This window comes from Spirosoma areae, assembly GCF_054781775.1.
Genome location: NZ_BAAGTT010000016.1, coordinates 20,373 through 46,730, shown reverse-complemented (window position 1 = coordinate 46,730; position 26,358 = coordinate 20,373). Strand labels below are relative to the sequence as shown.

At 50.7% G+C, this 26,358-nt stretch carries 22 protein-coding genes and 1 tRNA gene; 15 read left to right on the top strand and 8 right to left on the bottom strand.

Features of this window, described 5'->3' with window-relative positions; genetic code table 11:
* Window position 1 precedes the first annotated feature (1 nt).
* The 4 genes from ACYVI1_RS06235 (at window position 2) to ACYVI1_RS06220 (ending at window position 3,357) form a co-directional block, all read left to right on the top strand.
* Window positions 2-574, top strand: coding sequence for an OmpH/Skp family outer membrane protein (locus ACYVI1_RS06235; protein ID WP_460907881.1), 573 nt, complete (start codon window positions 2-4; stop codon window positions 572-574).
* Between the two features lie 19 nt (window positions 575-593).
* Window positions 594-1,268 (top strand): OmpH/Skp family outer membrane protein, encoded by a 675-nt coding sequence (locus ACYVI1_RS06230; protein WP_460907879.1) that lies wholly within the window; start codon window positions 594-596, stop codon window positions 1,266-1,268.
* A gap of 231 nt (window positions 1,269-1,499) precedes the next feature.
* The gene (locus ACYVI1_RS06225) at window positions 1,500-3,086 is read left to right on the top strand and encodes a hypothetical protein (protein WP_460907877.1); all 1,587 of its coding nucleotides are present in this window, start codon (window positions 1,500-1,502) and stop codon (window positions 3,084-3,086) included.
* Between the two features lie 130 nt (window positions 3,087-3,216).
* A complete protein-coding gene (locus ACYVI1_RS06220; RefSeq protein ID WP_460907875.1) occupies window positions 3,217-3,357 on the top strand; it encodes a hypothetical protein in 141 nt (46 codons plus the stop codon).
* A gap of 146 nt (window positions 3,358-3,503) precedes the next feature.
* Here ACYVI1_RS06220 and ACYVI1_RS06215 read toward each other — a convergent pair whose 3' ends face one another.
* Window positions 3,504-5,228 (bottom strand): FAD-dependent oxidoreductase, encoded by a 1,725-nt coding sequence (locus tag ACYVI1_RS06215; RefSeq protein ID WP_460907873.1) that lies wholly within the window; start codon window positions 5,226-5,228, stop codon window positions 3,504-3,506.
* 81 nt (window positions 5,229-5,309) lie between these two features.
* A complete protein-coding gene (locus ACYVI1_RS06210; protein ID WP_460907871.1) occupies window positions 5,310-6,608 on the bottom strand; it encodes a type IX secretion system plug protein in 1,299 nt (432 codons plus the stop codon).
* Between the two features lie 65 nt (window positions 6,609-6,673).
* Between ACYVI1_RS06210 and ACYVI1_RS06205 the strand changes: the two genes are divergently transcribed.
* A complete protein-coding gene (locus tag ACYVI1_RS06205) occupies window positions 6,674-7,621 on the top strand; it encodes a bestrophin family protein (protein WP_460907869.1) in 948 nt (315 codons plus the stop codon).
* A 25-nt stretch (window positions 7,622-7,646) separates the two neighbouring features.
* Here the strand turns inward: ACYVI1_RS06205 and ACYVI1_RS06200 are convergent, their stop codons facing one another.
* From ACYVI1_RS06200 to ACYVI1_RS06180, 5 genes are all read right to left on the bottom strand, one after another.
* Entirely contained in the window at window positions 7,647-9,080 is a 1,434-nt protein-coding gene (locus ACYVI1_RS06200) for a RagB/SusD family nutrient uptake outer membrane protein (protein ID WP_460907867.1), read from the bottom strand.
* A gap of 14 nt (window positions 9,081-9,094) precedes the next feature.
* The gene (locus tag ACYVI1_RS06195) at window positions 9,095-12,697 is read right to left on the bottom strand and encodes a SusC/RagA family TonB-linked outer membrane protein (protein WP_460907865.1); all 3,603 of its coding nucleotides are present in this window, start codon (window positions 12,695-12,697) and stop codon (window positions 9,095-9,097) included.
* 28 nt (window positions 12,698-12,725) lie between these two features.
* Window positions 12,726-13,754 carry a FecR family protein gene (locus ACYVI1_RS06190; RefSeq protein WP_460907863.1) on the bottom strand — a complete coding sequence of 343 codons (1,029 nt, stop codon included), beginning with the start codon at window positions 13,752-13,754 and terminating at the stop codon, window positions 12,726-12,728.
* Window positions 13,755-13,797: 43 nt separating this feature from the next.
* Window positions 13,798-14,448, bottom strand: a complete 651-nt coding sequence (locus ACYVI1_RS06185) for an RNA polymerase sigma-70 factor (RefSeq protein WP_460907861.1) — start codon at window positions 14,446-14,448, stop codon at window positions 13,798-13,800.
* 181 nt (window positions 14,449-14,629) lie between these two features.
* On the bottom strand, window positions 14,630-15,688 hold the full coding sequence (locus ACYVI1_RS06180; RefSeq protein ID WP_460907859.1) for a PA0069 family radical SAM protein: 1,059 nt from the start codon (window positions 15,686-15,688) through the stop codon (window positions 14,630-14,632).
* Window positions 15,689-15,892: 204 nt separating this feature from the next.
* Here ACYVI1_RS06180 and ACYVI1_RS06175 point away from each other — a divergent pair, with 204 nt between their 5' ends.
* Window positions 15,893-16,681, top strand: a complete 789-nt coding sequence (locus ACYVI1_RS06175; RefSeq protein ID WP_460907857.1) for a DUF3667 domain-containing protein — start codon at window positions 15,893-15,895, stop codon at window positions 16,679-16,681.
* Here the strand turns inward: ACYVI1_RS06175 and ACYVI1_RS06170 are convergent, their stop codons facing one another.
* On the bottom strand, window positions 16,682-18,670 hold the full coding sequence (locus ACYVI1_RS06170) for an ABC-F family ATP-binding cassette domain-containing protein (RefSeq protein WP_460907855.1): 1,989 nt from the start codon (window positions 18,668-18,670) through the stop codon (window positions 16,682-16,684).
* An 83-nt stretch (window positions 18,671-18,753) separates the two neighbouring features.
* On the opposite strand from ACYVI1_RS06170, the gene ACYVI1_RS06165 reads away from it, so the two are divergent.
* The 9 genes from ACYVI1_RS06165 to ACYVI1_RS06125 all read left to right on the top strand — a co-directional run bounded on the left by ACYVI1_RS06165 (window position 18,754) and on the right by ACYVI1_RS06125 (window position 26,281).
* Window positions 18,754-18,826 (top strand) — tRNA-Thr (locus ACYVI1_RS06165).
* Window positions 18,827-19,005: 179 nt separating this feature from the next.
* On the top strand, window positions 19,006-20,358 hold the full coding sequence (locus ACYVI1_RS06160) for a site-specific integrase (RefSeq protein ID WP_460907853.1): 1,353 nt from the start codon (window positions 19,006-19,008) through the stop codon (window positions 20,356-20,358).
* Window positions 20,359-20,366: 8 nt separating this feature from the next.
* Window positions 20,367-20,720, top strand: coding sequence for a DUF6883 domain-containing protein (locus ACYVI1_RS06155; RefSeq protein ID WP_460907851.1), 354 nt, complete (start codon window positions 20,367-20,369; stop codon window positions 20,718-20,720).
* Window positions 20,721-20,728: 8 nt separating this feature from the next.
* Entirely contained in the window at window positions 20,729-20,980 is a 252-nt protein-coding gene (locus tag ACYVI1_RS06150; protein WP_460907849.1) for a DUF4926 domain-containing protein, read from the top strand.
* A gap of 188 nt (window positions 20,981-21,168) precedes the next feature.
* Window positions 21,169-22,179, top strand: coding sequence for a hypothetical protein (locus ACYVI1_RS06145; RefSeq protein ID WP_460907847.1), 1,011 nt, complete (start codon window positions 21,169-21,171; stop codon window positions 22,177-22,179).
* 74 nt (window positions 22,180-22,253) lie between these two features.
* On the top strand, window positions 22,254-22,604 hold the full coding sequence (locus tag ACYVI1_RS06140; protein WP_460907845.1) for a DNA-binding protein: 351 nt from the start codon (window positions 22,254-22,256) through the stop codon (window positions 22,602-22,604).
* A gap of 352 nt (window positions 22,605-22,956) precedes the next feature.
* On the top strand, window positions 22,957-24,678 hold the full coding sequence (locus ACYVI1_RS06135) for a DUF3987 domain-containing protein (protein ID WP_460907843.1): 1,722 nt from the start codon (window positions 22,957-22,959) through the stop codon (window positions 24,676-24,678).
* Window positions 24,666-26,012 carry a BT4734/BF3469 family protein gene (locus ACYVI1_RS06130; protein WP_460907841.1) on the top strand — a complete coding sequence of 449 codons (1,347 nt, stop codon included), beginning with the start codon at window positions 24,666-24,668 and terminating at the stop codon, window positions 26,010-26,012. The genes ACYVI1_RS06135 and ACYVI1_RS06130 overlap by 13 nt, the downstream gene beginning before the upstream one ends.
* Complete coding sequence (locus ACYVI1_RS06125; RefSeq protein ID WP_460907839.1) at window positions 26,009-26,281, top strand: hypothetical protein; 273 nt, start codon at window positions 26,009-26,011, stop codon at window positions 26,279-26,281. Before ACYVI1_RS06130 ends, ACYVI1_RS06125 begins: the two co-directional genes overlap by 4 nt.
* Window positions 26,282-26,358: the final 77 nt, after the last annotated feature.

The window sequence follows — 26,358 nt, the reverse complement described above, 5'->3', positions numbered from 1 at the left end:
AATGAAAAAAGCCCTATTTTTTGTACTTTTGTGCTCGGTTTGGCTAACTCCTCCTGTCTCGGCCCAGAAGTTTGGTTATGTAGACACAGAGTTTATTCTGGGGAAGATGCCCGAATACCAAAAAGCGTTGACCGAAATCGACAAATTTGCCGACAAATGGTCGAAGGAGATTCAGGATAAGTACGTAGAGATTGAAAAATTGCAGAAAGCCTACCAGGCCGAAGAAATTCTGCTGACGGAGGACATGAAGCGTGACCGGCAACGGGTAATCGGCGATAAGGAGCGCGAAGCCAGAGAATATAACAACAAAGTGTTCGGGTATCAGGGACTGCTTTTCGAGAAGAAAAAAGAACTCATAAAAAGTCCCCTGGAGTTAGTGAATCGGGCCGTCGAAAAAGTATGTTTGCAGAAAAAACTGGATTTTATTTTCGACAAAGCCTCTGATTTTGTGATCCTCTACACCAATCCCCGGCACGACTATTCGGACTATGTGATGGAAGAGCTGGGCTTAGACATTAAACCAACGGCTACCAATACAACTCCAACAAACAAAACAACCACAAATCCTAAGTAATACAAACAATCAATTCGAAATGAAGAAAAACCTCGTCATGGCGTTTGCAGCAACCCTGCTATTGGGTGGTTTAAGCGCTCAGGCACAAGCCCCAACAACAACGCCGACTACGACAGCCGCAGCCGGGCCGTTAAAGTTAGGCTATACGAATATCGATTATGTACTGGCCCAAACGCCCGAAGCAAAAGATATTCAAAACCAGTTGACTATTCAGCGGACGCAGTCGGAAAACGAACTGAAACGGATGCAGAAAGAGCTTCAGGACAAATACGAAGCCTACGAAAAAGGTGCGGCTCAAATGTCCGACGTAATTCGTAAAGATCGCGAAACGGAGTTACAGGGTCTTCAGGGCCGCATTCAGGAGTTTGGCCGTACCGCCGAACAGTCGCTGCAAACCAAATACCAGCAGTTAGTGAACCCCGTTGTGCAGAAGATTCAGAAAGCGATTGATGTTGTTGCCAAAGAGAGCGGCTTCCAGTACGTGTTTAATTTAGACGCCGGTGCCAACACAATTCCTATTCTTCTGGTTGCTCCCGAAGAAAATAACATCACCGAGTTAGTGCTGAAGAAATTAGGCATCGATCCAGCCAAAGCGGCCGCGGCTACTAAAGCCGCAGCAGCAGGTGGCAGTACTCCAACGGCTACCAGGCCAACGTCTACGACCGGCGCAGGGGTAGCTCCTAAGAAAAACTAAGCATTAGTCAATTTTTGCCTAAACAAAAGCCGCATCCTGCTCAGTAGGGGGCGGCTTTTTTCGTACTCCCTCAAAATTTATTCATTACTATTTCTTGGAAAAATATAATTTTTATGGGTGATAGTGGACAGATAGCTAAGAAAAATAATATAACTGGCGCATAAATAGACGCAGACAAAATCTTCGGCTTATTTTTACGTTTTTTACAACAGACCACCTTCCAATGCCGCTATGAACCGAACTGCCGGTATAATAGTGTGGGGACTTTTACTACTGTCGGTTATAAGTACCCACGCGCAGGATTCCAAAGTGCCCCAACTCGTATTTCCCAACCAGCCTAACTGGAATGTTGTTTCAGAAGGTAACACCATTCGATTTGACATAAAGGCTCTCAGTTCGCCAGCCGATTCAGTGGTATTTGCGTTTGGAAGTGACAAACAGGAAGGAATGCAACTCGATTCGCTGGGCCACTTTAGCTGGACGCCAGGCTTCGATCTGGCCGACCGGATTCAAACCATCAAAACCTATCCGGTAAGTTTTGAGGGCAGAAATCAACACGGTCAAGCCACCATCCACACCATTGATGTGAAGGTGCTCCACGTTAACCGGCCACCAATCATCGGTGAACTACGACCCTTTTACGTTAGTTACCGCACGCAGAATACTTACAAAATGGATTCTCAGATGGTGCGTGATACCGATGGCGATCCCATTGTGTTCATTCCCATTGCCGATCAGATGCCCGAAGGCAGTAAACTCTCATCGCAGGGTGAACTTACCTGGACGCTCTCTCAGAATCAGTTCAATAAGTTAAAGCAGGCCCCTCAGTACATTGAGTTCTGGGTGGAAGATCAGCCCACAAAAACACGCACCAAAGGCCGTCTGAAAGTGGAGGTTACCCAAATGGACCTGCCACCCGACATTGCTATCATCCCTAAAGAAACGCATTACAAACTGCGCGAAAACGCCACGGTCAATCTCAAATTTTACCTGACCGATTTGAATGGGGAAGACGACGTCGAAGCGTTTGGGTTTTTGTCTGATAATCAGCAAATTCCGAAAACAACGCTCATTAAAAATACAAATAATCAGTATGAATTTATCTGGCAGCCGGGCTATGATTTCGTTAAAGACCCGTATGATTCACTGAATGTTCAGATTACCTTTTATGTGCTGGATAAATCTCAGAATCGGGAAGAACGACGAATTACGTTCACCATTTTAAATACCATTAATGAGTCCGAGAAAGACCGTTACTATTATACGCAGTATCGACAGGTGCTGGTGCAGGCCTGGGGCTTAGTGGAACAACTGGCTGAAAAAGAAGAACAGCTTAAACGGGATTACAAAAGAGCCAAAGGAGGTAAACGTAATCGTTCCGTTGCAAATGCGTCGTTGGGTGCTATTACAGGTGTAACGCCAGCCATCATAAATGCCAGTTCAAGTCCAGCCGCCCAAAGTAACCAACGGCTGATTTCGGCGATTGGCGGCACGGCCGTTCTGACGATGGGAACCCTCGAAGCAACAGAGGTTATCGGAAAATCAATGAAGGATTTGCTCGACCGTTACAACTATGTGATGGGCAAGAAAACTGAACTACAGAACAAAGGCGATGTGTTTGCCCGTGAGTTTGCGCTCAAATCGACCCGCCGAAATAACGAATTTGTTAAGAAACTGGATGATTTCCGTAACTCAATGAGCCTGAGTGGTTTGGTCGCGCTGGAGTTAGACGCGAACTGGCAAAGCAAAAAGGAAGCCACCGATAAAGCCATTAAACGAACGTTTAAGGACTTCACTCCGCTGGAAGAAACGCAATAATGGTTTACTGTTTGTGGTTTGTCGTTGGCTGGCGCGTCAGTTACTCCCGCGCCAGCCAACGACAAACCACAAACCAATAGTGTTGCTTAAAGGGTAGTAGGCCGGCGTTTCAGTCTTTGGCACGACAAAGTTGTTTGCCAGGACAAACTACCAGATTCACTTACAACCTGCTGAACGCCGGGAGCGGCTCAGCAGTGCTTTTTACGATGTGGTTGGGGCCGAGAAAACCAAAGCCTTTCTGGATCGGCGGGCGTTTGTACACACCCCCTAAGCACGGCCGTTGCGGGACCGCCCGTGTGGTTGGCCACAGCCTAAGCGGGTGGCCGGAGCAGGCCATATCCTGGAAATATGGTCTATGAACCAGACAAAATACATTATACATTTTTTTGCCGGGTAGACCGCTGTTACCCTATCTGCTCATGCTTTCGGCCAGTGGGTTTCAATTCCCTGCGAACGAATCCGTTGCTGAAAGTCGGCTAATAGACCTTGTTTTTCGCGAATCGCCCGTGGAATCACTTTTTTATCAAGCGCAAACGCCACCAGCATTCCAACGGCTTCGCCAATGCTCCACTCCACCGGATGCAGTCGGTAGCAACCGTTGGTGATGTGAGTCGTGCCGATGTTCTTATTGGCGGGCAATACATTTTCCATTCGCTGCGGTAGCAGAGCGCCCAAGGGAATCTGGAACGGCAGCGAGCTAAAGTCGATGTAGTTGTTGCCCGCCGTGCTGGGATGCAAATCAATGTGGTAATAGCCAATGCCCACACTGTCGGGGAAATCAGCGGCTGTGTTATCGGATTTTTTGCCCGTAATCAGGGCGCGGTTATCAGCCCCGACATGCTCTTCAAGAACAGTAAACAGGGCTTTTATGCGTCGCGACTCACGGATATACGGGTACTTGGCCAGGCCATCCTCCGTACCCATGATGTCACCGCGCAGGCGCAGGCCCGACCAGCCGACGCCCCCATCCGGGCGGGGGGCTTCGGTTTGCAGCCAGTAGAAAAACGACAAACTCAATTGCTTCGACTGGTCAACGTGTTTTTTGAATTCGTTGTCCGACACATCGATCAGACTGCCCAGCAGGTAATCGTTTTGTGGCCAGTTCACCATCGAAACATCGCCCGCATACGTGCCCGGCCTGAAATTAGCCTTGTTGATGATCCGGCGGTAGTTCCACAGGTTCAGTTTATCGCCGGTGCTGATGCCCTCCGGATGGAAGCCCAACTGTTTCATTTCCAGCGTTTTCGGGTTTGAATACGCCAGACTCAAGAGTTTTCCCGACCAGGCTGGTGTGAGTTTGGGCGTATACGTTTGCCAGAAAGCATAGTCTTTCGGCTTGTCGATGACCTGATTGGTCCCAGGTACGTAATCCATCGCGAAGCACATCGTAAACGACTGACAATTAGCTGGATCAGCTTTATCAGGTGCGTGCAGTTCGCGGGTTTCCCGGCGCGATTCGGCACCCGATACATAGTCGGTTTTGGTCAGGGGCAGCAGGTCGCCGAGTTCCGTTGCATCAACGAAATACGGTGCCGACAGCACCACCTCATGCCCGCTTCGCTGACTGACCGCTTTCAGCGCGCGAACGGTATCGCCAGTCACATCTGCCCCGGTAATTTTGTGGTCGAGCAGCAGGGTCAATTGTCCCGAACTGATATAGGGAGCCAGCATCTGCTGCAAAACAGCTACGGCCACGCGCGGCTCGTGGCATAGTTTGGATACCGTTCCATCGCCCGGATTCAGATTTGGACGGGCTTTGGCGGCATCCGTCAGGGGATAATGCTGAATGTAATACTGCCTGATGTTGTTCCTAAGCTCGCGGTACAATCGGGTGGCCCCGTGCGTTTCAATCCAGGGGTGCTCATCGGGCGGAACACCCTGCTGGCTCAATTGCCCGCCAATCCAGTCGGTTTCCTCAGTCAGAATAACCTGCAAGTTGTTCCGCAGCGCAGCGAAGGCAGCTGCACAACCGCCCAGTCCACCACCGGCAATCACGACATTGGCAGCCCGTTCGGAAGAGCTAGTTCCGACAAACAGATGCTCAGGTTGTGCGTTGGCAGATGTAGAAAAAGCCAGTAGTGGAGCCGTTAAAGCAGCACCGCTACCGACGGATAGGTGTTCGATAAAATTTCGCCGGTTCATGGTTCAGGATTATTGGCTATCAGGTTGTTGATTATTAAGTCATTACCAGGCCGTTTCATCAATAACTCAATACCTAATAACTCACTTTCGCTTATTGACCCCCACTTTCCGATACGCTACCAATTGATCAGCGCGGGATGCGGGCGGGCGATGGTATACCAACACTTCATAATCATTTTCGGTGGAGGAGGAACTGCCTTCAATGTAGTTTTCATCTGCGCGGGGTTGTGAGCCGGTTGTCAGCACCGTGTAATCGTAATTATAAATACCCTGTTTCAGCAGGATGGAGGCCCGGAACGCGCCCAGAATCGGGTCGAACGTCATGCGGTTGCGGTCGTTCAACTGCCAGAAGTTGAAGGCCCCATTTACATACACCTCTACTCCCGCCACTTCGGGTGTTTTGAGCGTAAAAACGGTTTCGACGTAATCGGCATTGGTAGCGCCGTTGCCGGTTTCGCGCTGGTCGATCACAAACTGCCCGTTGAAATCGTCGCTCTGAATGTAGGCCCCCCGGCTGCGGGGTTGGTCCACCTGCACGTAGGCCACGTTGCGGTCGGCGGGGCGGTCGATGCGGTCGATGTAGTTTCCGCGCGACAGTACCGTTCGCGTATCGAAAAACCGGAATTCATTGCCGCCCGGCAGGGTATTGCTCAGGTCGATGAGCCGGTAGTCGAGCACCTGGTCGAAGGCCTGTACATTCGTGGGCCGTAAGCCCCGAAGCACGCGGTCGTCGCGGTAGTTCTGCCTGATAACCACCTTAAAATCGTCCTGGGGCGAAATCACCTGGTAGCCTTTGTAGCTGATACTCAGGTCGATTTGCTGGTCGGTAAACTGGCGGGAGGGGTCCGACGAAAAGCGGACAGCCGCTGCCACGTTAAGCCGGTTCTGGTAGGTCATAAATCGGCGCGTAAACAGGATGTTATTCCGGTTTCGTTCGTCATAGACGACCAGCAGATAATTACCCGGCAGTTTCACGCGCGGGAGCGTGAATCGGTAATGATAATAGGGTATTTTGGTGTTTATCGAAATCTGGTAGTCCGTAATGGGGTTGTCGTTGTATTCGTAGGTGAACTCAATGTCGTTCAGAATGGAGCGTTGCCAGTCGGCATTGCAGTGAACGAGCCGGGCGCGGAAGGAGCGGTAGTTGGCCGTCAGGTCATCGAATTCGAGTTGGAGCGACACCTGCTCATCAAGCGAAACGACGGGCGGGTTTAGGGTCAGCGCGGGATCGGATGCATTGGCACTGACTAAAGGGTATAACAGCACAATTTCAATTTTCGGGTCGTATATTCGGTCAATATTCTGGAGTGGCTGCGCCCATAACGACGCAGGAAACAGCCCGAAAAAAATAATAATCAATAACCTGGGAGTAGCCGTCATTCCGTTTAGTTTTCGTGAAGTGAACGTTGCCGCATCCTTATTAATTATGCAAGTTCGGCGAATCTATGGTCAATTATAATCCGAAAGAATGGTTCCGGTTCATTATCACCTTTAACCGGGCCGACACGGTACGCAAGTTACTGCCTGCCATAGTAGGGATTGGTATTTACTCGTTCATTGTGGTTTACGTTATCGAACGGCTGGGCCTGAGCGACAACCCGCATCTGAAGAATTTCTCACTGATGCACACATTGCTGAGTTTTGTGATTTCGATGCTGCTGGTTTTTCGCACCAACACGGCCTACGACCGTTGGTGGGAGGGCCGGAAATTGTGGGGCGGTTTGGTGAATAACAGCCGAAATATGGCCCTCAAATTAGACCAGTTGCTGGAACCCACCCAAACCGAAGCGCGGCAGTTTTTCCAGTCGATGATCCCTAATTTTGCCTACGTGCTGAAAAATCACCTGCGGCTACGTTCACCCGAACAGGAATTTGTGGACAGTGAATCGTTTAGTCTGGCAAACCTCCGGCTGAACGAACACCTACCGCAGCAGATTGCGGTGGCTATTTTTGGCAAAATGCACGAGTTGCAGCGCCAGGGTATTCTGCTGCCCGAACATTTACTGCTGCTCAACACCGAAATTCAGTCGCTCATGGAAACCTGTGGCGCCTGCGAGCGGATCAAAAACACCCCAATTCCGTTTTCGTACAGTTCATTTATCAAAAAATTTATTTTTATCTATTGCCTTACCCTGCCGCTGGGCTACGTTTCCAACCTACATTTCCTGATTATTCCGCTGGTGATGTTTGTTTTTTACGTGCTGGCGAGCCTTGAAATCATTGCCGAAGAGATTGAAAATCCGTTTGGTACCGACGAAAACGACTTACCCCTCGACACCATCTGCAAAAGCATTCGCAAAACCGTTACGCAGTCATTTGAACATACCGAATCCCTGTTGGAACCAACCGTGGAGCGGCCGGAAACCCAACAGGGATTCTCGTATGATGGCTAACTCGTGTGCGAACTGGTTACCAGACTCAATAGCCCGGATTCTGTTTAATCTTATCCGAATTGATGTCAATCTGGCTCTGCGGAACCGGAAAAAGCAGGTTATTCTCCGTCAATGCGGTTTTAATGCCAATGGCTGCGGCTTTGGCCTGCAACACCGGCAACGCCCGCCCCGTGCGAACCAGGTCGAACCAGCGGTGGCCCTCAAAAGCCAGTTCAACCCGTCGTTCCTGCTCAATGGCTAACCGCATGTCGGGCTGCGCCGTAATGGCCTTATCGGCCAGCCCGGCCCGCTTCCGAACCCGGTTGAGGTACGGCAGTGCCTCGGCGGTTTTACTTGTTTCGTTCAGGGCCTCGGCATACAACAACAGCACATCGGCATAGCGAAGTACATACCAGTTATCCTCAGAGTCACCGTTAACCGTTGGCGGATCGAGGTATTTGCGAATGTAGTAATAATCGATTTTGGCGCCCTGGGCATTGGTATAGCTGCTGGCAAAGGAAACTCCTTTCCGAACATCGCCCGCGTCAAAGGCACTCTCCAGGTCGGACGTTGGCTGATTGTTGCCGCCCCCGCCAAACTGAATGACGGCATTGCCTGAATTTTCGGGCGCGTAGGTGTTCGCAAAGTTACTCCCTTCCTGAATGGACCCCTTCTTGTACTGCACCTCAAAAACCGACTCTTTGCTGTTTTTATTGGCGGGTTTAAACAGATCAGCATAAGCAGGCAGCAGGTCGTAGGTATTGGCATCAACGACTTCTTTCAGCTTAGCTACAGCCTCCGCATATTTTTTCTGAGTCAGTAACACTTTACCCAGCAAGGCCTTAGCAGCTCCCCGCGTAGCGCGGCCTACATCGGCACCCGTGTACCGTTCGGGCAGGGCAGCATCGGCCTCGATCAGGTCTTTGGTAATCTGGGCATACACATCGGCAACCGGCGCACGACCGTATTCATACCCCTGCAGGGGGTCGGTGATTTCGGTCAACACCAGCGGCACAGCCCCAAACGACCGCACTAAGTTGAAATACATCAGCGCCCGTAAAAATTTGGCTTCACCGGCAATTCGTTTTTTCAGGGTTTCATCCATCGGAACACCCGGCAGCCGATCCAGCACACTGTTGGTGCGGTAGATACCCCGATACCCATCGCTCCAGCGAGTCAGCAGGTAGGGGTTAGTCGTGCGTAAATAGAATTTATCGAACTCGTCCTGATCGGTCACCGATCCCGACAGCACCGGCCGGGTATCGTCGGAGGGGAGTTCGGCAAAAACATAGTTCTGGCCATACTGTCCATTGAACTGCAGGGCACCGTAGGCTGCATTGACCGCCGTCAGCATGTCGGACTGGTTTTTATAGAACGAAGCCGTATTGGCCTGCGAAACAGGGGCTAATTCCAGAAATTTTTCCTGGCAGGCGGTCAGGCTGAGCATCAGCACACCGGCGAAGAGATAGATAGCTTTCATAAGATGTGCGTGGGTTAAAAGCCAAAATTTAAGCCAACGGTGGTGGTTCGGGCGAGCGGGTAGGAACCGTAATCGACACCGCCCGTGAGCGGTCCTTCATAGCCACTTACCTCTGGATTATAGCCTAAATAATTTGAGACAGTAAGCGCGTTCTGCATCCCGGCATACACGCGGAGTGACTGTATTTTCAGCTTTTGCAAAATCGTTCGGGGGACGTTGTAGCCGATGGTGATGTTCCGAATGCGGAAATAACTGGCGCTTTCGACCCAGCGCGTCGATACCTGATTGTTGTTGCCCGTACTGCGGCTGTTGGCGCGGGGGGTGATGCCATCGCCGGGGTCCTGTGGCGAATGCCAGCGGCCAAGTACCGTACTGATCTGGTTGGCATTGCCTTCCAGATTCTCAAAAAATCGGCGCGACAGATTCAGAATCTGCCCGCCCTGTACGCCCTGCACTACCACGCTCAGGTCAAATCCTTTGAACGAGAATGAGTTGGTCATGCCATACATAAAATCGGGCTGGTTATTGCCAATGAGGGTGCGGTCGTTGGCGTCGATTTTTTTATCACCGTTCACGTCGTCAAATTTCACATCACCAGGCCGGCTGTCGGCAAAGTGCGGGTAGCTGTCCAGGTCGGTCTGATCGCGAAAAACACCCAACTGTTTATAGCCGAAGAAACTACCCAGCGGCTGCCCAATGACGGTGATGTTGGTTTCGCCCACGCCCGACCCGCTCCGAATGGCATCGCCGGTGGGACCCAGGGCCAGCACGTTGTTGCGGTTGAAGGACAGATTGAGATCGGTTGTCCAGGTAAACGCCCCCGTGACATTTCGGGTAGTCAGCCCGAACTCCATGCCTTTATTCTCCACCTGCCCAATATTGCGGACGGCGGAGGAAAAGCCCGTCAGTGTGGGCACCTGCACCGATAGCAGCAAATCGGTCGTAATGCGGTTGTAGTAATCAATCGTCAGGAAAAACCGGTTTTGCAGCAGTCCCACGTCAAGCCCAAGATCCGTCTGGCGGCTTCGTTCCCAGGTCAGGTCGTCGTTGCCAATCGTGTTGGTCGCCAGCCCATTCACTAAGCCATTACTGAACACATAATTGTCCTTGTTGAGTAAGCCAATGCTGGGGTAGTTGTTTTGCGTACCGTCGCTGTTCTGAAAGGCGTTGTTGCCTGATAAGCCGTAACTGGCCCGTAGTTTCAGTTCGGAAATGGCCGGAACCGACTTCATAAATGGCTCCTCCGTGACGCGCCAGCCTACCGATGCCGACGGGAACGTGCCGTACCGCTTGTTCAGCCCAAACCGCGACGAGCCATCGCGCCGGATCGACGCATTGAACAGGTACCGGTCCATCAATGAATAGGTAACCCGCCCGAAATAAGAAGCTAAGGCCCATTGGGTACGAAACGACCCGCTGGTTAAGCCACTTCCGCCGATGCTTACACTGGTAACGACCGTTCCGGCGCTGATGGTGCGAATCTGGTCGTTGGGAAACAGGTTGGCGCTCACCCGGTTTTCATCATAATCATTCCGCTGGGATTCCAGCCCGACCAACGCTTCGAGGTGATGCGTGGTGCCAATGTCGAGGCTGTAGTTGAGGGTATGGTTCGTTACCCAGTTGATGTTCTGCGAGGCAAACGCCGACCCCGCATTGGCGTTGGGAGGCAGCAACTGATTGAGCGGAATAGCCGAGGTCTGAAACTGATTCTGCCGGACATACGCCAGGTCGCCACCAATGGTTCCCCGGTAGCGAATCGACTTGTAGAGGGCCAGTTCGGCGTAGGCATTCCCCAGCAGCCGGAGCGTGTTGACACGGTTGTCGATTTCCGTAATATTGGCAACGGGGTTGGTAATGCCGGGAAAATCGTAAGGTGCCGCAATGGCCGCCTGTGAGTTATACGTCACCCCATCGGCCTGATAAATGGGGAGAAAAGGCATCGCCGATATAGCTGCGTTAATGATCCCATTGTTCGCCCAGTGCCCGTCGGAGTTAACCCGGTTTTCGAGCGAATAGGACGGGCTGAAGCTCATGCCGACTTTCAGCTTAGACGACAGTTGAGCATCGACGTTCGACCGGACCGTATATCGATCAAGCCCCGACTGTTTAATAATGCCGTTCTGTTTCAGGTAATTACCCGATACAAAAAACTGAATTTTCTCACTGCCACCCGCTGCCGACACCTGGTAGCTGCTGATGGGCGCGTTCTGAAAAATCAGGTCCTGATAGTCATAGTAAGCCAAACTGGCCGGGTTGTCAAAATCAATACCCGGAAACTCGCCCCGAGGGTACCGATACCGCTGCCCGGCGGCCCGTTTGCTGTTTGGGTCGGTAATGAGGGCACCCGGCACTCGTTCGAGGTAAGCCGTATTGCCTGCTTCTTTGGAATATTCGGCAAACTGCTGCGAATTGAGCAGGTCCATTTTCTTGCTTACCTGCTGAACACCAGTGTAATAATCGAAATTGATACGACTCTGCCCCGATTTGCCGCGCTTCGTGGTCACCATCACAACGCCATTGGCCCCGCGGGAGCCGAAAATAGCCGTCGCGGAGGCATCTTTCAACACGTCAATTTTCTCGATGTCGTTGGGGTTCAACTGGTTCAGCCCCCCCGCGTTGGTCAGTCCACCCGAGTTAATCGGCTGCCCGTCAATGACTACCAGCGGCCCATTGCCCGCGCTGATGGAGCCTAAGCCGCGCACTTTAATGGAGGGCGCGTTGCCCGGCGCACCCGTGTTTTGCTGAATCAGCACGCCCGGCAACCGTCCTGTCAATCCTTCAACAACGTTCGCAACGGGTTGATCTTTGATACTCTGCGTTTGCAGCGAAGCAATCGAGCCGGTTAATTCACGCCGGTTTTGTGTACCATACCCAACCACAACAACCTCACTCAGCGTTTTATCGTCGCCCGTGAGCGTTACGTTCACCGTACTTCGATTCCCGGCAATGACCTCCTGCGTGCTGTATCCAATGAAAGAGAACACGAGCGTAATGGCAGCCCCGGCAGGTTGGTCGGGCGCCGTAACGCGGTAATTGCCGTCGCTATCGGTGGTAGTGCCCCGGCTCGTGCCTTTCACCACCACACTCACGCCCGGCAAGCCGTTTCCGTTGGCCCCGTCGGTCACGCGTCCGCTAATGGTCTGATCGACTATGGTTTGTAGTTCTTTGGGCGGCAACTGAGTTAGTGGATTCATTTCCAGCGGTTCTGTAACGGCTACTGCCGATACGGGCAGCGCATCTACGCCCTCCGCCGACGTCAGTTTTCGGAACTTATTGGCGGCCAGGACAACATACACACCGGTTTTAACTTTCGTGTAGCGAAGCCCCTGTGGTTTCAGTACGTTCGTCAGGTTTTTCTCCAGCGTAGCGCCTGGGTCAACAGCGTTAGGGTTCACCAGATGATCGGTCACCAACCGATCCTCAAACAAAATATCGACCTGGTAGCGCTCTTTCAACCGACCCAGTACGTCGCGTAGCTGAACCATTGGCGCCGATGCGGCCTGATAGGTTGTGTGGGGTAATGCTTTGGCCGTTGCCAGGAACTGAGCCAGTCCGGGCCGCATCCCCACTAAGAGCAGACCAGCCAGTAAGACACGTATACGTATTGGGTTCATCATGTGAGAGGTTATTGGTTATGAGTAAGAGTCAATCGGTAAACGTGACGCGGTCGTTCTCGCGGGTATAGTTGATTTGCAGCAATTGAGCCACTACCTGCAACACCTCGTTGGCGTTTCGGGCTGGAAATGAACCTGAAATTGTGCGATCGGCTAAGGAAGCCTGTTCAATGATGACAGTCAGGCCGTAGTTATCATGCAGCAGGTCGGCAATCTCGCGCAGCGAGGTTTGCTCGAAGGTGAAACGCTGGTGTTTCCAGGAAGCCAGGGCTTCGGGGTGGGCTGTTCGGGTCAGGTTCAGTTGCCCGCGTGGGTTTAATGTTGCCAGATCGCCGGGGCGCATCAGCAGCGGTGGCTGGCCGGGCCGTTGCGTCGTTAGCTGCACCCGACCCGAACGCAGCACCACGCGGGTGGCCCGTTCGCGACTCAGCACGGTGAACTGCGTACCCAGCACGGTTACATGCAGCCCTTTAGCCGTGAGCACCACAAAACGCTGATGATTGGGCAGATGGCGTACTGAGAAATCAGCTTCACCGCTCAACTCCACGGTGCGGGCGTTCGACCCACCATCGGCTATTTCCCAACGGCCAAATCCAATCGGACCGCCGAACCAGCGCGGAAAGCGCAGCGACGAATTGGCGTTGAGCATTACGGCAGACCCATCGGGCAGGGTTAGGGTACGGGTCTGGCCAAAACCGGTTTGAACGGTTTGGTAGAGCAGCACATCACGAAATAACCAGCCGCCCAAGCCCAGCAGCAACAGCACCGAAGCCGCGGCCAGCCACACGCGCCCCAATTGCCAGCCATGCTTAACCAACCCTTCTGCGGGCTGTTCCACAGCGGGTGCCGTATCATTCATGCGCCAGGCCGTCTTCTGGAACGCATCCTGCCAGTTGGCATTCGTTTGCAGGCGGCTCAGTTCCCATTCGTGCAGCCACGCATAATACCGTTCGCGGCTGCCCGGTTCAGTCAGCCATCGCTCCACCGATTTCTTCTGTAACGGAGTCACCCGACCCGAAAAATAGTCGAGCAGAACCGATTTATTGATGATCTCTTCCATAACAGGGGTTTGCCTGGTTGGACACAAGCTAATGCGTTTACCCTTAGTGAACTGGTAGAAAAAGAAGGAGTGCCGCTCCTAAAAACACCCGGCGCAGTTGGTGTAAGGCGCGGGCCATATGGGCCTCAACGGTTTTAAGAGCCAGCCCCAATTCGTCGGCGATCTCCTGATTTTTTCGATTCTCGAACCGACTCATCAGAAAAACACGCTGACATTGCGGGGGCAATTCGTGAATTATTTTTTCCAGCCGCTGGAACGTTTCATCGTATTCGATTAGCGTCTGTGGCGTTTCGGCCAGAACGGTTTCATCCACACTATCCAGCGAAACAGATGTGCGGCTGTCGGTGAATTCATCGCGCAGGTAATTATACGCCCGGTGTCGAACAGCCGCGTAGAGATAAGTGCGGTACGTATGCTTCACAGTGGCATAACTGGCTGTTTTCCACAACTGATAGAAAACCTCGCCGACAATATCTTCGGCGACTTCACGCGTGTACACAAAGCGCACGGCATGGCTGCACAATGGCCGATAATAGAGTCTGAAGAGGGCTTCAAATCCCTGCTGGGGTGAGTTGGCAAAGGCGGCCCGAACAATGTGCTCGTTATCGACAACCGACACAGCAGGGTCGGCCGCATGAAGCGGGCGCAGCAGATTTCCTGGATTAGGTAGTGGTTGACCTTCAGCTTCAGCCATTGGTTAGGTAGTCAGATACCAGCATGACACGAACAAACCAGTTTACCCTTAGCGTCTATTGAGGAATTATCAATTTATTTCTTGCTAAAGTTAAATCACTGGAAGCCAATCCGTAAAAATTAGTAACAAAATGTAGTCCTTCGCCAGGCTTACCGATGAAGACAACCCCTACTAAATTCTCTCACTCAAACAACCCGATTTGCCCGGCGGGCCGGAATAAAGCCGTTGTCAGTTGAGCCGGTTCGCGCCCGTTGAGGTATTTCTGGCTCGCTATCCGGTGAAGTTGAGCGATGTGCTGTGCATACGCGCCCTCACCCGACATCCGCGTCGCGAACCGCGAATCGTTCAGTTGCCCACCATGACAGTCGGCAATCTGATTCAGAATCCGGTCGGCGCGGTCGGGAAATGTTTGCTGAAGCCAGTCCGTGAAAAGCGGACCAAGAGCACCATTCAGCCGAACGACGGTATGCGCCGACCAACAGGCCCCGTGTTTAGCGGCCTGTTCAATCAGTTTCGGAATTTCGTGGTCGTTCAGGCTCGGTATAATCGGCGCGGTCATAATGCCAACAGGAACACCCGCCCGGTGCAGCGTGCCCATCGTTCTGAATCGCTGGGGTGCCGTAACAGTGCGCGGCTCCATCAGCAGGCGCAGCGATTCATCGAGGGTTGTGATGGTGATGGCCACACTCACTAAATTGAGCTTCGCCAACGGCTCAAGAATGTCTAAGTCGCGCAGAACCAGGGCGTTCTTGGTGATAATGGAAACAGGATTCCGGTAGCGCAGGCAAAGGGCCAGCATTTGACGGGTTAGCTGATAGGTTCGTTCAGCGGGTTGGTAGCAGTCGGTATTTCCCGAAAAATGAATGACGACCGGCTTGTAGGACCGCGACTGAAATTGTTTTTCGAGCAGCACAGGCGCGTTTTTTTTCACCATGATTTTGCTTTCAAAATCAAGCCCTGCCGAAAATCCCCAGTACTCGTGCGATGGGCGGGCGTAGCAGTAAATACAGCCATGCTCGCAGCCCTGGTAGGGATTGATGGAGGCCGCAAAACCAATGTCGGGACTGTTGGGGCGACTGATGATTTGCTTCGCTGTTTCTTCAAAAAACTGCGTTTTCAGCGTTGCTTTCGGAAAATCATCGTCATACGATGCCTCTGCACCATCGGGTTCATACTGATACGCCGAAAACGAATTGGCTGTATTATACTGTGCCCCTCTGCCTTTTTTATAAGTGCCCATAAGAATACAAGTAAAAGTCAACTATATTTTACTTGTATTATATCAACAAATTTTATGGTCTTAACTGTATCCTGAACGGCCACGTCCGGGCGTGCGTCTTAGTTTTATCACGCCCGGACGTGGCCGTTCAGGATACAGTTGACTAACTCGTTAATTTCCGCCAGATTGCAGGCGCCTTTGCCTTTACAGACAAACCTGCCGTTTATGGAGAAGTGCCCGAACTGTTTGACAACCTTAGACAAACGTTTTACCTACTGCCCAACCTGTGGCCAGAGCGCACATATTCATCGGTTTAACCTGCCCCACGTCTTTCACGAAGTCTTTCACGCCTTTACTCATGCCGATAAGGGCGTACTGCATTTGCTGAAGGAACTGGCGATCCGGCCCGGCCTTGTGGCCCGCGAGTATGTCCTGGAGAGGAAGCGGAAAAAGTATTTCAATCCGTTCACATTCTTACTCCTGATGATCGGAATTACGCTGTTCGTCAATTCTGTTTTTCACCCCTACACACGTGATCTCTCCAGCCCACCGGCAGCCACCACGCAAACGGTTGAATCGGCAGAAGCGCAGCGTGCCCGGTCGGGGTTTATAGAACGGCGAAAGAATGTACAGGCCTTCGTCGAAAAACGGAATAACCTGCTTCTATTTTTTGCCATTCCGCTCTTTGCGCTGATTTATTGGCTATTTTTCCTGCGCTCCGGCATCAATTACGCGGAGCATTTCGTAACGCAGGTATTTTTTTTCGGCTTCAATGCGCTCATCTCACTGGCGCTACTGGCCCCACTAAGGTCGTTTTTTTCCAATAACAACAGCTTTTCCGGCCTGCAATTACTCGTCCAGTTTTTGTATCTAACGTTCGCCTACTACCAGTTTCTGGGCCCTACCCGGCGGTGGCGGCTGGTCAAAGCGAGCGCAGCCACGCTGCTATCGCTGCTGGTATGGGTCTTTTTTTCGTTTGGCGTTATCTTTCTGTACATCCGCTACGGCGGCTAATCAGGCCAGTTTTTTCTCCCACTCCTCGGCTTCGAGCATGGCCGTTTCCCACTCATCCTGCAGCTCATCAATCTGAGCCGTTATGCGACGGTATTCATCGTTCTTCGCCTGCATCAGTTTGTCGTCGCCATAAGTAGCCGGGTCGGCGAGTTCGGTTTCGAGTCGTTTTTTGCGTTCTTCCAACTGACCAATTTTAGTTTCCGACTCTTCGGCCTGGCGCGTCAGATTTCTGAGGGTCTTCTGCCACTCTTTTCGCTCCTCGTCCGATACCCGGCCATTCGCCGATTTTTGGCCGTTTCCGTTAAGCGCAGCCCCGTTCGTAGCGGGTACCGGACTGGCTACGGGTTGCGTTTTTGGACTTTCAGGGGGCTTAACACCCAATTTACCTTGCTCTTTGCGCTCTTCCATCCACCACTCATATTCGTCGTAGGTGCCGGGGTATTCTTTAATCTGTTCGTCTTCGATGTACCAGATTTTGTTGGCAATCTGCGACACGAAATACCGGTCGTGGGAAACAACCACGTAGGTGCCTTCGTACTGTTGCAGCGCCTGAATCAGGATATTTACCGACTGCATGTCTAAGTGGTTGGTCGGCTCGTCGAGCAGCAGGAAATTCGCCTGGGAGAGCAGCACTTTTGCCAGCGCCACCCGCGACTTTTCGCCCCCCGACAACACTTTGATTTTCTTGAACACGTCGTCGCCTGAGAACAAAAAGCAGCCCAGTACCCCACGCAGTTCACCATCCGATTTGGTGGGGTTTGCCTGTTTCAGTTCGTCCAGCATCGAATCGTCTACCCGAAGTGACTCAAGCTGGTGCTGGGCGTAGAAACTAAAGGAGACATTATAGCCCAGCAGCCGCTCACCGTCGATGGGTTCCGACCCTGATATGATCCGCAGCAGCGTAGATTTCCCGCGTCCGTTGGCCCCAATCAGGGCTACTTTATCGCCCCGCTCGAGCCGGGCCGTAGAGTGGGTCAGGATGCGTTTTTCCCCGTAAGCTTTTGAGATGTTATCTAAGTGCAGAATGTGCCGACCGGGTTGCTGGGAGAAGTTAAACTTAAAATTGACCCGCGCATTATCGTCGATTACGTCGTCGACAAGTTCCATTCGCTCGAGTTGCTTCACCCGGCTCTGGGCCTGTTTGGCCTTTGACGCTTTCGCCTTGAATCGTTCGATAAACCGCTCCGTTTGCCGGATTTTAGCCTGCTGGTTTTCAAAAGCGCCCTTCTGAATTTCATTACGCAGCGTTTTCTCCTCCATGTAGTAGGAGTAGTCGCCAGCGTAATAATTCAGCTTCGCACCCGACACCTCCACGATGGTGTCGACCACGTTATCAATGAATTCGCGGTCGTGGGAAACCACAATAACGGCCCCTTCATAATTCTGAACGTATTTTTCTACCCACTGAATGGAAGGCAGATCTAAGTGGTTGGTCGGCTCATCGAGCATCAGCAGCGAGGGCTTTTGCAAGAGCAGCTTAGCAAGCATAACCCGCATTCGCCAGCCGCCCGAAAACAGCTTTAACGGCTTGTGCAGGTCGTCGGTCGAGAAGCCCAGTCCCTCCAGTATTTCTTCTGCTTTCGACTGAATGGTATAGCCATCGAGCGCATCGAACTCTTCCTGCACTTTACCGAGTTTATCGACCAGTTCATCGCGGTAGCTGGTTTCCATTTCGTGCAGCAACTCGTCAATCATGATTTGGAGTTGGTTCTGCCGGGCAAACGCCTGCATGGCCACCGAGAGAATGGAGTCATCGGTTTGGTAGCTCAGCAAATCCTGATTCAGGAAGCCGATTGTTACATCACCCGCCTTGGAAATAATGCCGCTGTCGGCCTGATAGTCACCGTTAATAATGCGAAGGAGTGTGGATTTGCCCGTTCCATTCAGGCCGATGAGGCCGATTTTCTGATTAGGCTTGATATGCAGCGAGGCATTTTCGTATAAAGCCCGGCTACCGAGGTAGTACGAGAGGTTTGTAATGGAAATCATGACCGCAAATTTACCAAAAAGCGACTGGATACTTGCGTTCTAAAATCCAAAACGATTATATTTGCCCTCGCATTCAGTAAAAAGCCTCCTTAGCTCAGTTGGTAGAGCACTTCATTCGTAATGAAGGGGTCGTAGGTTCAAGTCCTATAGGAGGCTCTTTTTTTGAATAAGGGTTAATCAGGAAAAGAGCAGAATAGCTCTATATCAACTGATTAACCCTTATTCTTTTTCTAACCTTACTACTAATAATACGGCTTAATAAAGTAAATCCGTCAACCAATCCGTCAACCGTATTTTATTTATTCGTAATTTGGTAGTGACCAAACCAAGTTAGAGTGAAAACCATAGCTGATAAGGACGTCAAGTTCCTGCTCAAAGACCCCCGCGCCGACCGGCAAACACTCATATCCTTATTTTATCGGTACGCCAATCAACGATTCGTTTATTCAACCGGGCTAACCATTGAGCCGTACCAGTGGGATGCAACAGCCCAGCGCGCCCGCACTAACCAAAAGAGCCGGGCCGCTCGCGAACCCTTTGAAACGATTAATGCCCACCTCGACCGCTGGCGATCAGCTACCAAAAAGGTATTGACTTCGTTGCAACTCGCCCAAATTCCTCTCAATAACGAAACGATTAAACGGCATCTTGATTCGGAGTTAGGCCGCTCAAAAACGAGCAAACCCATTGAGGTATTCGCCGTAGTGCCTGAAACCTTTACAGCCTACATCGACAGGTTTGTTCTCGAATCGCAGGCAAAGAAACGACTGAATGCCCGCAGCGTTCACTATGCCGCCTACACGCTGGCGGGATATATGAAACTCAAACGTGTTCTGGAACGCTACCGGGCCGAAACGGGCAACCCGGTCGATTATGATGCCTATTCCCTGGATTATTATCACGCCTTTAAACTCTGGCTAACGGGCCGGGGGCTAACGCTCAATTACGTAGGTACACTGCTGAAAGATTTGAAAGTAATGCTAAAACAAGCCTACTACGATGGTATGCACACCAACCTGATTTTTCAACATAAGGATTTTAAGAAGTTAGTAGAGGAGGTGGATAATATCTATCTGAGCGAAGAGGATCTGACCGGCCTCTACAATCTGGATTTATCCGCTAACGCTCGACTCGACCGGGTACGCGACTTATTTCTGATCGGTTGTTATACGGGCCTGCGCTTTTCGGACTTCTCGGAGCTACGACCCGAAAACATTACCCATAATGGCCGCATTTTGACGCGTAAGACGCTGAAAACGTCTGAACGGGTTTCTATACCCCTCAACCCAAGAGTCCTCTTTATCCTCAACAAATACGAAGGCATTCCCCCGCGCACGATTACGATTCAGAAAATGAACGATTATCTAAAAGAGTTATGCCGTCTGGCTGGGTTGACCGACTCAGTAGAGGTGAGCCGAACCAAAGGCGGCAGGAAGGAGACGCGCTACCTCGATAAGTGCGAAATGGTCACGACCCACACGGCCAGGCGGTCATTCGCTACAAATGCTTTTCTGGCTAAGGTGCCAACGATCTCTATCATGAAGATTACGGGTCACCGTTCGGAAGCTGTTTTTTTGCGCTACATCAAAATTTCGTCGGAACAAAACGCGCTATTGATGTTGGAACATCCACACTTTTCGGGGATAGCCTCAACCGTTCCGGTTTTACCCTTGCAAAAAGTAGCCTAACCTATTCAATGGAGAACCTACTGCCAAACTGTGAAAAGGTACGAATTGAAGACCCTAAATTGTATAAGTACCTGCTCAACCCGAACCACCCGGACGGAAAGAGCAAGACCCGATTTTACGAACTTATTGGTTATACCCCCGACAAAGGCGAACTACTACGGGACGACCTGCTATGGCTGGCCTTTTTCGGTTTGGTCGTTAACGATTTACCAAACCGAGTAGGCCGTAAATATGTCGTTGTTGGCTCAATTGATGCACCTAACAGCAAAACATACCCACTACTAACTGTTTGGGCAATTGAACCGCCCGACAACGAACCGCACCGGCGGCCCGGCCCGATTGATAACCGCATATCCAAATAACTAAAACGATGATTCAGGAACTTGATTTAGTAGCCTTACTGACTGACCGCCCGGCCCTCGGATTGCGCCGTGGCGACGTAGGGCCGGGCGGTCACATCTACGGAAGTGGCGATCTGTATGAAGTGGAGTTTATTAACGCCAAAGGTGACACGGTAGGCGTTGAAAGCCTGAACGCCGATGAGGTACGGGCGGTCGATTTGGGCCGTGTGATGCTGCATTACAATGACGTAGGGGAATATAACTTTGCCATGTCTGCCTAACGAGCTAACTATATCTGAGTGGCTGCAGGGAGTCGGCTGTATAATATTCACTGAAGTGCCGGGCGTAACAGTCCCTTGCTCTCTGTATCAATCGACGGCCTGACATAACCTAAATTTTAACCAAACAACAACCGACTAACCACCGATATAAATTGAGAATTATTAACTGACCAAACCAAGCTAATAATATGCAACTTCAACGAACGATTATTGATGAATTAAGAACTTTATCGACTGATGCTCTTGCTGATAAACTCACCATTAAAATGAGTACGATTGAGCAACGTATTTCCAAAGAAGAAAGGATTGCTAATGGTTACGCAACGAGTCCACACCTGAAAGAGTACGATGAAATCATGGAATTTTTTAACTCTAAGCATTCAATCCCCACACCAAATGAAATCGTGGATGATGTGAATGAGCTGACCAGAAGAATAGAAGGTATTAATTCATTAGCTGACAAGTTTGTTGAAGAAATGCGGCAGAACGTGCTCAACGTTCCAAAAGGTACTCGACTAAATGCATATGCCGTCGATTGTTGCAATTTCATCGATTCATGTACTTATACACCAAAGATTCTTTCTCCTTTTAGAGAGTCATTTAAAAATGAATCACATAAATTATTAAAACTATGGAGTGATGTACTCTACAACCTTTCCTTTAGTTTCAGAATTGGACGTGCTATTCACGCTGTCGAGGAATACTTCCCTAATACGTATACTGTAGAGCGCGAAGCATGGAGACGGGACTATGAATATAAACAAGCGAAGGGTAGCATGTCAGACGATGAGTATTTGGAGCCTATTAAACAAAAGGAGCAGGTAGAAAATGAGCAGGAGATCCCCCCAGAAAAAGGGCTATCAGCCGTTCAAAAACTCCTGCTTATTCGATTATTGCAAAAAGTAAACTTATTTCCCAGTAAACCCATAAATACAGATAAAGCCCCAGAACTTAAAGCTATAGCCCTGATTACAGGATTAGATTATGTAAACGAGATTAAGGGCGGAAAAGGCGCCAAATTTAAAGTAGACCAGTTACTTGATGTTGAAAAGAGAAAAAGCATAACAAAAGGTCAGCTAAAGCAGAAGTTTATTGATCTCGATGAAATTGAAAAAGTTGCCCAATATCTTAATGTGAATCAAATCGCTCCACTTATACAGGAAATTCGAGCGGAAATTGAACAAAAATATCAATCTTGATTAATTGGGGGATCCCCCTTGGGTCCCCCCTCGATCAAGTTTAGTCAACTTTGGCTGTATAATCACATACGGCTATGTTTCAACACACAATTCAGATTTCCCAACTCACGCCCGATCAATTCGGAGAGTTGGTCGAGACCCGCTCGTATCAGGGAATGAAACGAGCATTGGCAGAGTACACCCCCCCCGCACCTGACGGGAGTAATCTTCCCGAACTCCTTACCCGTAAACAGACTTCTGAGCATATAGGAGTCAGCTTTACCACTCTGAATGAGTGGAGTAAGGACACTGACGAACGCCCAGCCGTTTTGGTTCCGCTAAAAATTAATGGTCGGGTTCGCTACCGACGTGCTGATGTAATGGCTGCGTTCAGAGAATCCAGAAGGTTCAAAAAGCAAAAAGCTGGGGAGGGACACGCGCGATGACAGTCACTCCAGCCTACAAAAAACACATAGACTGGGATGCCAGCGAATCCACAAGCCCCCCTCTTCTCACTAAAATAGCACGAGAAATCAAAGCTGTCGGGGGATCGATTTGGCTATTATTAAGACTTGATTACGGTTCGGTGATTCGCGCTGAAATTGGCGGAAAACAACTCAGGGTTGTACTGAGACCCCTCTCCGGGGAAGGCTCCGCCGTGCCATTGGAACCCCACTCTGCCTTGTTTGTGATCACCACCATCGACGATTTACGCACCTTTTTGAAAACCCTCTGAACCATGAACGAGTAGCCCGCCCACCACAGCACGACTACTCGTTCTAAAAACTCTTAAATCCGATGCAAGATATTGAAAACCAGCCTCTCACGCAAGGGGCGCTACCTGATTTTTTTGCTGGAACAAACGGCAAATTTTACCGACGCATTGTGAAATTTCCTAACAAATTTTTTGAGTTTAGCTCCCAGGAAGACGCGTTTCACTCTAAAGCGATGATCGCCGACGCATCCCAGCCTGATGCTTTTCCTCGCGATAGGCATCGTAAGCTTACTCCTGAAGTTGAGGTCCAACGGTTTCATTCGCCCAATGAAAACATAGAACCCGGCGAGGACAAATCAGAACAAAAATCACCCAACGAAGAGCACGCCGTTCACGTTGAGCCAGGCGAAGACCTCAATGACGTCTGGAAACGAATGTCAAGGCAGCAAGCTGCCGACGATGAAACGAAAAGCGAATCTACCGGGGATTGGGACAGCGGGACAATGGGACAATGGGACAAGTCGAGTTTTGATAAAAATGTCTATGAGGCTTTACCAAACCGTCTACGTGACGCTTGCGAACTATTAACAACTGACACAGAACGCGAAGTGTTCCTGGTGGGAGCGCTCGGTGTAGTTAGCGGGTTGATGCCCAATGTGCTTGGCCACTACGATGGCAAATATGTTGGACCTAATTTATTTACCTATATCCACGCGCCATATGGATGTGGCAAGGGGGGACTGGAATATGCTCGTCTGCTTGGAGATGCTATTCATAGAGGGAAGCGAAAGGAATACGACCAAAATTTAGCTGAATACCAGCAAGATCAAGAACGGTACGATTTAGCCAAGAAAGCCAGCCAAAAAGATAAGTCGGCCCAACCACCGCCACCGCCAAAGCCTGCGCCACCTCAGATTATGCTGTTTATACCCGCCAATAACTCCAAATCAGGGCTATATAAAAATCTGGCTGAAAACAACGAACGGGGCGTAATTATTGAAACAGAGGGTGACACACTGGCAGATGCCCTTAAGCAAGATTACGCCGGTTTCACCGATCTGCTGCGAAACGCTTTTCACCATGAACGTTGCACTTTCTTTCGGCGTGGCAACGGGGGGGAATACGTTGAGATTACCCGCCCGTTTTTATCATTGGTCTTGTCATCGACGTTCGATCAGCTAAAAACATTAATGCCGACACCGGAAAATGGCCTCTTTAGCCGGTTTCTTTTTTACGAAATGAAGGGCAGCGCAGAATTTCGTAATGTTTTCGACAAGCGAAAACGCAACTACGCAGACTATTTTGGCAAGATGGGAGACTGGTTCGAGAAAATGTATAATCACTTAGAGCCATTGCCAGAACCGATATACTTCGACCTAACTGACCAGCAGCAGGCGGCATTTGTAGACCAGTTTCAAGCATGGAAGGACGAATTACGCGAGTACGTTGCCAAAGATCTCGATGGCACCGTAAACCGCCTTGGGCTTATTTGCTTTCGGGTCGCCATGGTTTTAACGGTCATTCGGGCCTTCGATACGGGTGAGAAAATCGGGGCTTTTGTGTGTAGCGACAACGACTACGCCAATGCCCTTAGTATCGTTGAGACGCTAAAAATTCATGCGGTGCGGGTCTACAATAAACTACCTAAAGCAGCGTCTACTGCCGATGCGGAACCAGCCGACGAAAAAAAGCAAAAGCAACAGTGCCAAGAGTTATTTTCTCAAGGCATGAGTTGTCGAGATATATCGACAAAAGTGTTTGGCGATGAGAGCAAAAAATCAACCGTGTACCGATGGACGCATTGACCAAAAACTCTAAGTGGGACAGTGGGACAGTGGGACATGGGACACTCCACAACAATCAATCGCAGTTATTGTCCCATTGTCTCACCGTTGGGACAGCAACTTTAGCAGAATCTATTTTGTCGGTTGAGGTCAGTTGCTTTGCCAACTACAAAACGCCAGATAACCCCAAAACCGTCAACCTACTCACCTGGCTTACCTCATCCCAATACCAGAAGCAGGTAGAGATCATCCAAGAGAGCGCCAACAAGAAAGAACGTGATAGAATGAAATCCAACCTGCCAGCCATCACACCCAGCGGCTTATTTACCCGTCGGGAAGAGGCTGCGCTGATTCAGCATAGTGGTTTGGTCTGTCTGGATATTGACCCTAAGGGCAATGAAGGTATAACAAACTATGCTGACCTTAAGCGGCAGTTATGCCGATTGCCTAACGTAGCCTACTGTGGTCGGTCAGTATCCGGCACCGGGTATTTTGTTCTCATTCCGATTGCGTATCCAGCCCAACACGGCCTTCAGTTCCGGGCCTTGCGGGAGATTTTTCAGAAAAAGTATGGCGTTCGTATTGACGACACCCCCGACGTATCGAGGCTGCGCGGCTATTCATTTGACGCTGACAGCTATTTCAATCACTGCGCTACGCCTTTTCGGGGTGTCTACTCACCGCCATCAATTCCTGTCAGAAATACAAACCCGGCCTACCGCTTCCCATCGGATGACTTTGCCCGCATCGCACTTCAACGATGTGTGCGGCTCATCGAGGAAGCCCAGGACGGCCAGAAACACGCGCAGCTAAACCGGGCAGCCTTTACCGTCGGTGGCTACATTTCGGGGGGCGTAGTGGGTGAAGTTGATGCCATTGCGGCACTGGAAGATGCCATTCGGCGAAAGCCCAACGTTGCCGATATGCGGGCCGCAGAACGAACGATTCGCGATGGGATTCGCGATGGCAAACAACAGCCTATTTATGCTGAGCCACTGGCGTCCGCTGTCCCAATGTCCCATGTCCCAAAAACAGGACGGTGTACTTTTAAACGTGAAAGCAGCATAGCCGAGTCTGATTGTGGTCCTGTCATTGTCAGCACCATTGCCGACCACAGCGCCAATCCCGGCTCTATCCTTCGCCCGACTGAAGCCCAATTGGATCGCGAAGTTGAAAACGGCCAAGTTGACGAACTACCTCTTCAGGCGGATTGGAATGAGGCTAATGCGCCGGATGCTGTCCCACTCATCAAAGAAATAGGGGTTTATAGTCGTGATTTTTTTAAGTGGCAACGAAACCAGCCACCTTTTAACCAACTGGGTTTGGCCTCTTTACAACCCAAAACACAACCATGATAACCCTCACCAACCCTGACCAGATTGCAGGCATAGCATCAGTCCAAAAGCGACGATTGGCCGATTTGCAACAACTGCCCCGGTGGAGCAACAGCCAGTTCTATGAGGTACTCATTTACACGCAATCGTGGGATGACCAAAACCAACAGTGGGCGCACGAGGTGGAGGCCATTCATACCCTGGCTTTCGACCTGCGGGTGCCCGATGGCTACGCCCACAAATTGCAAAACCTGCTCGAACACTGGACAACGACCAATCAACTCACCTAAACCAACACCCTCGTATAAACATCATCAAGTCACCCCTACCTATCAGCCCTATCTGGAAAATTTCGAGGGCGTACTGA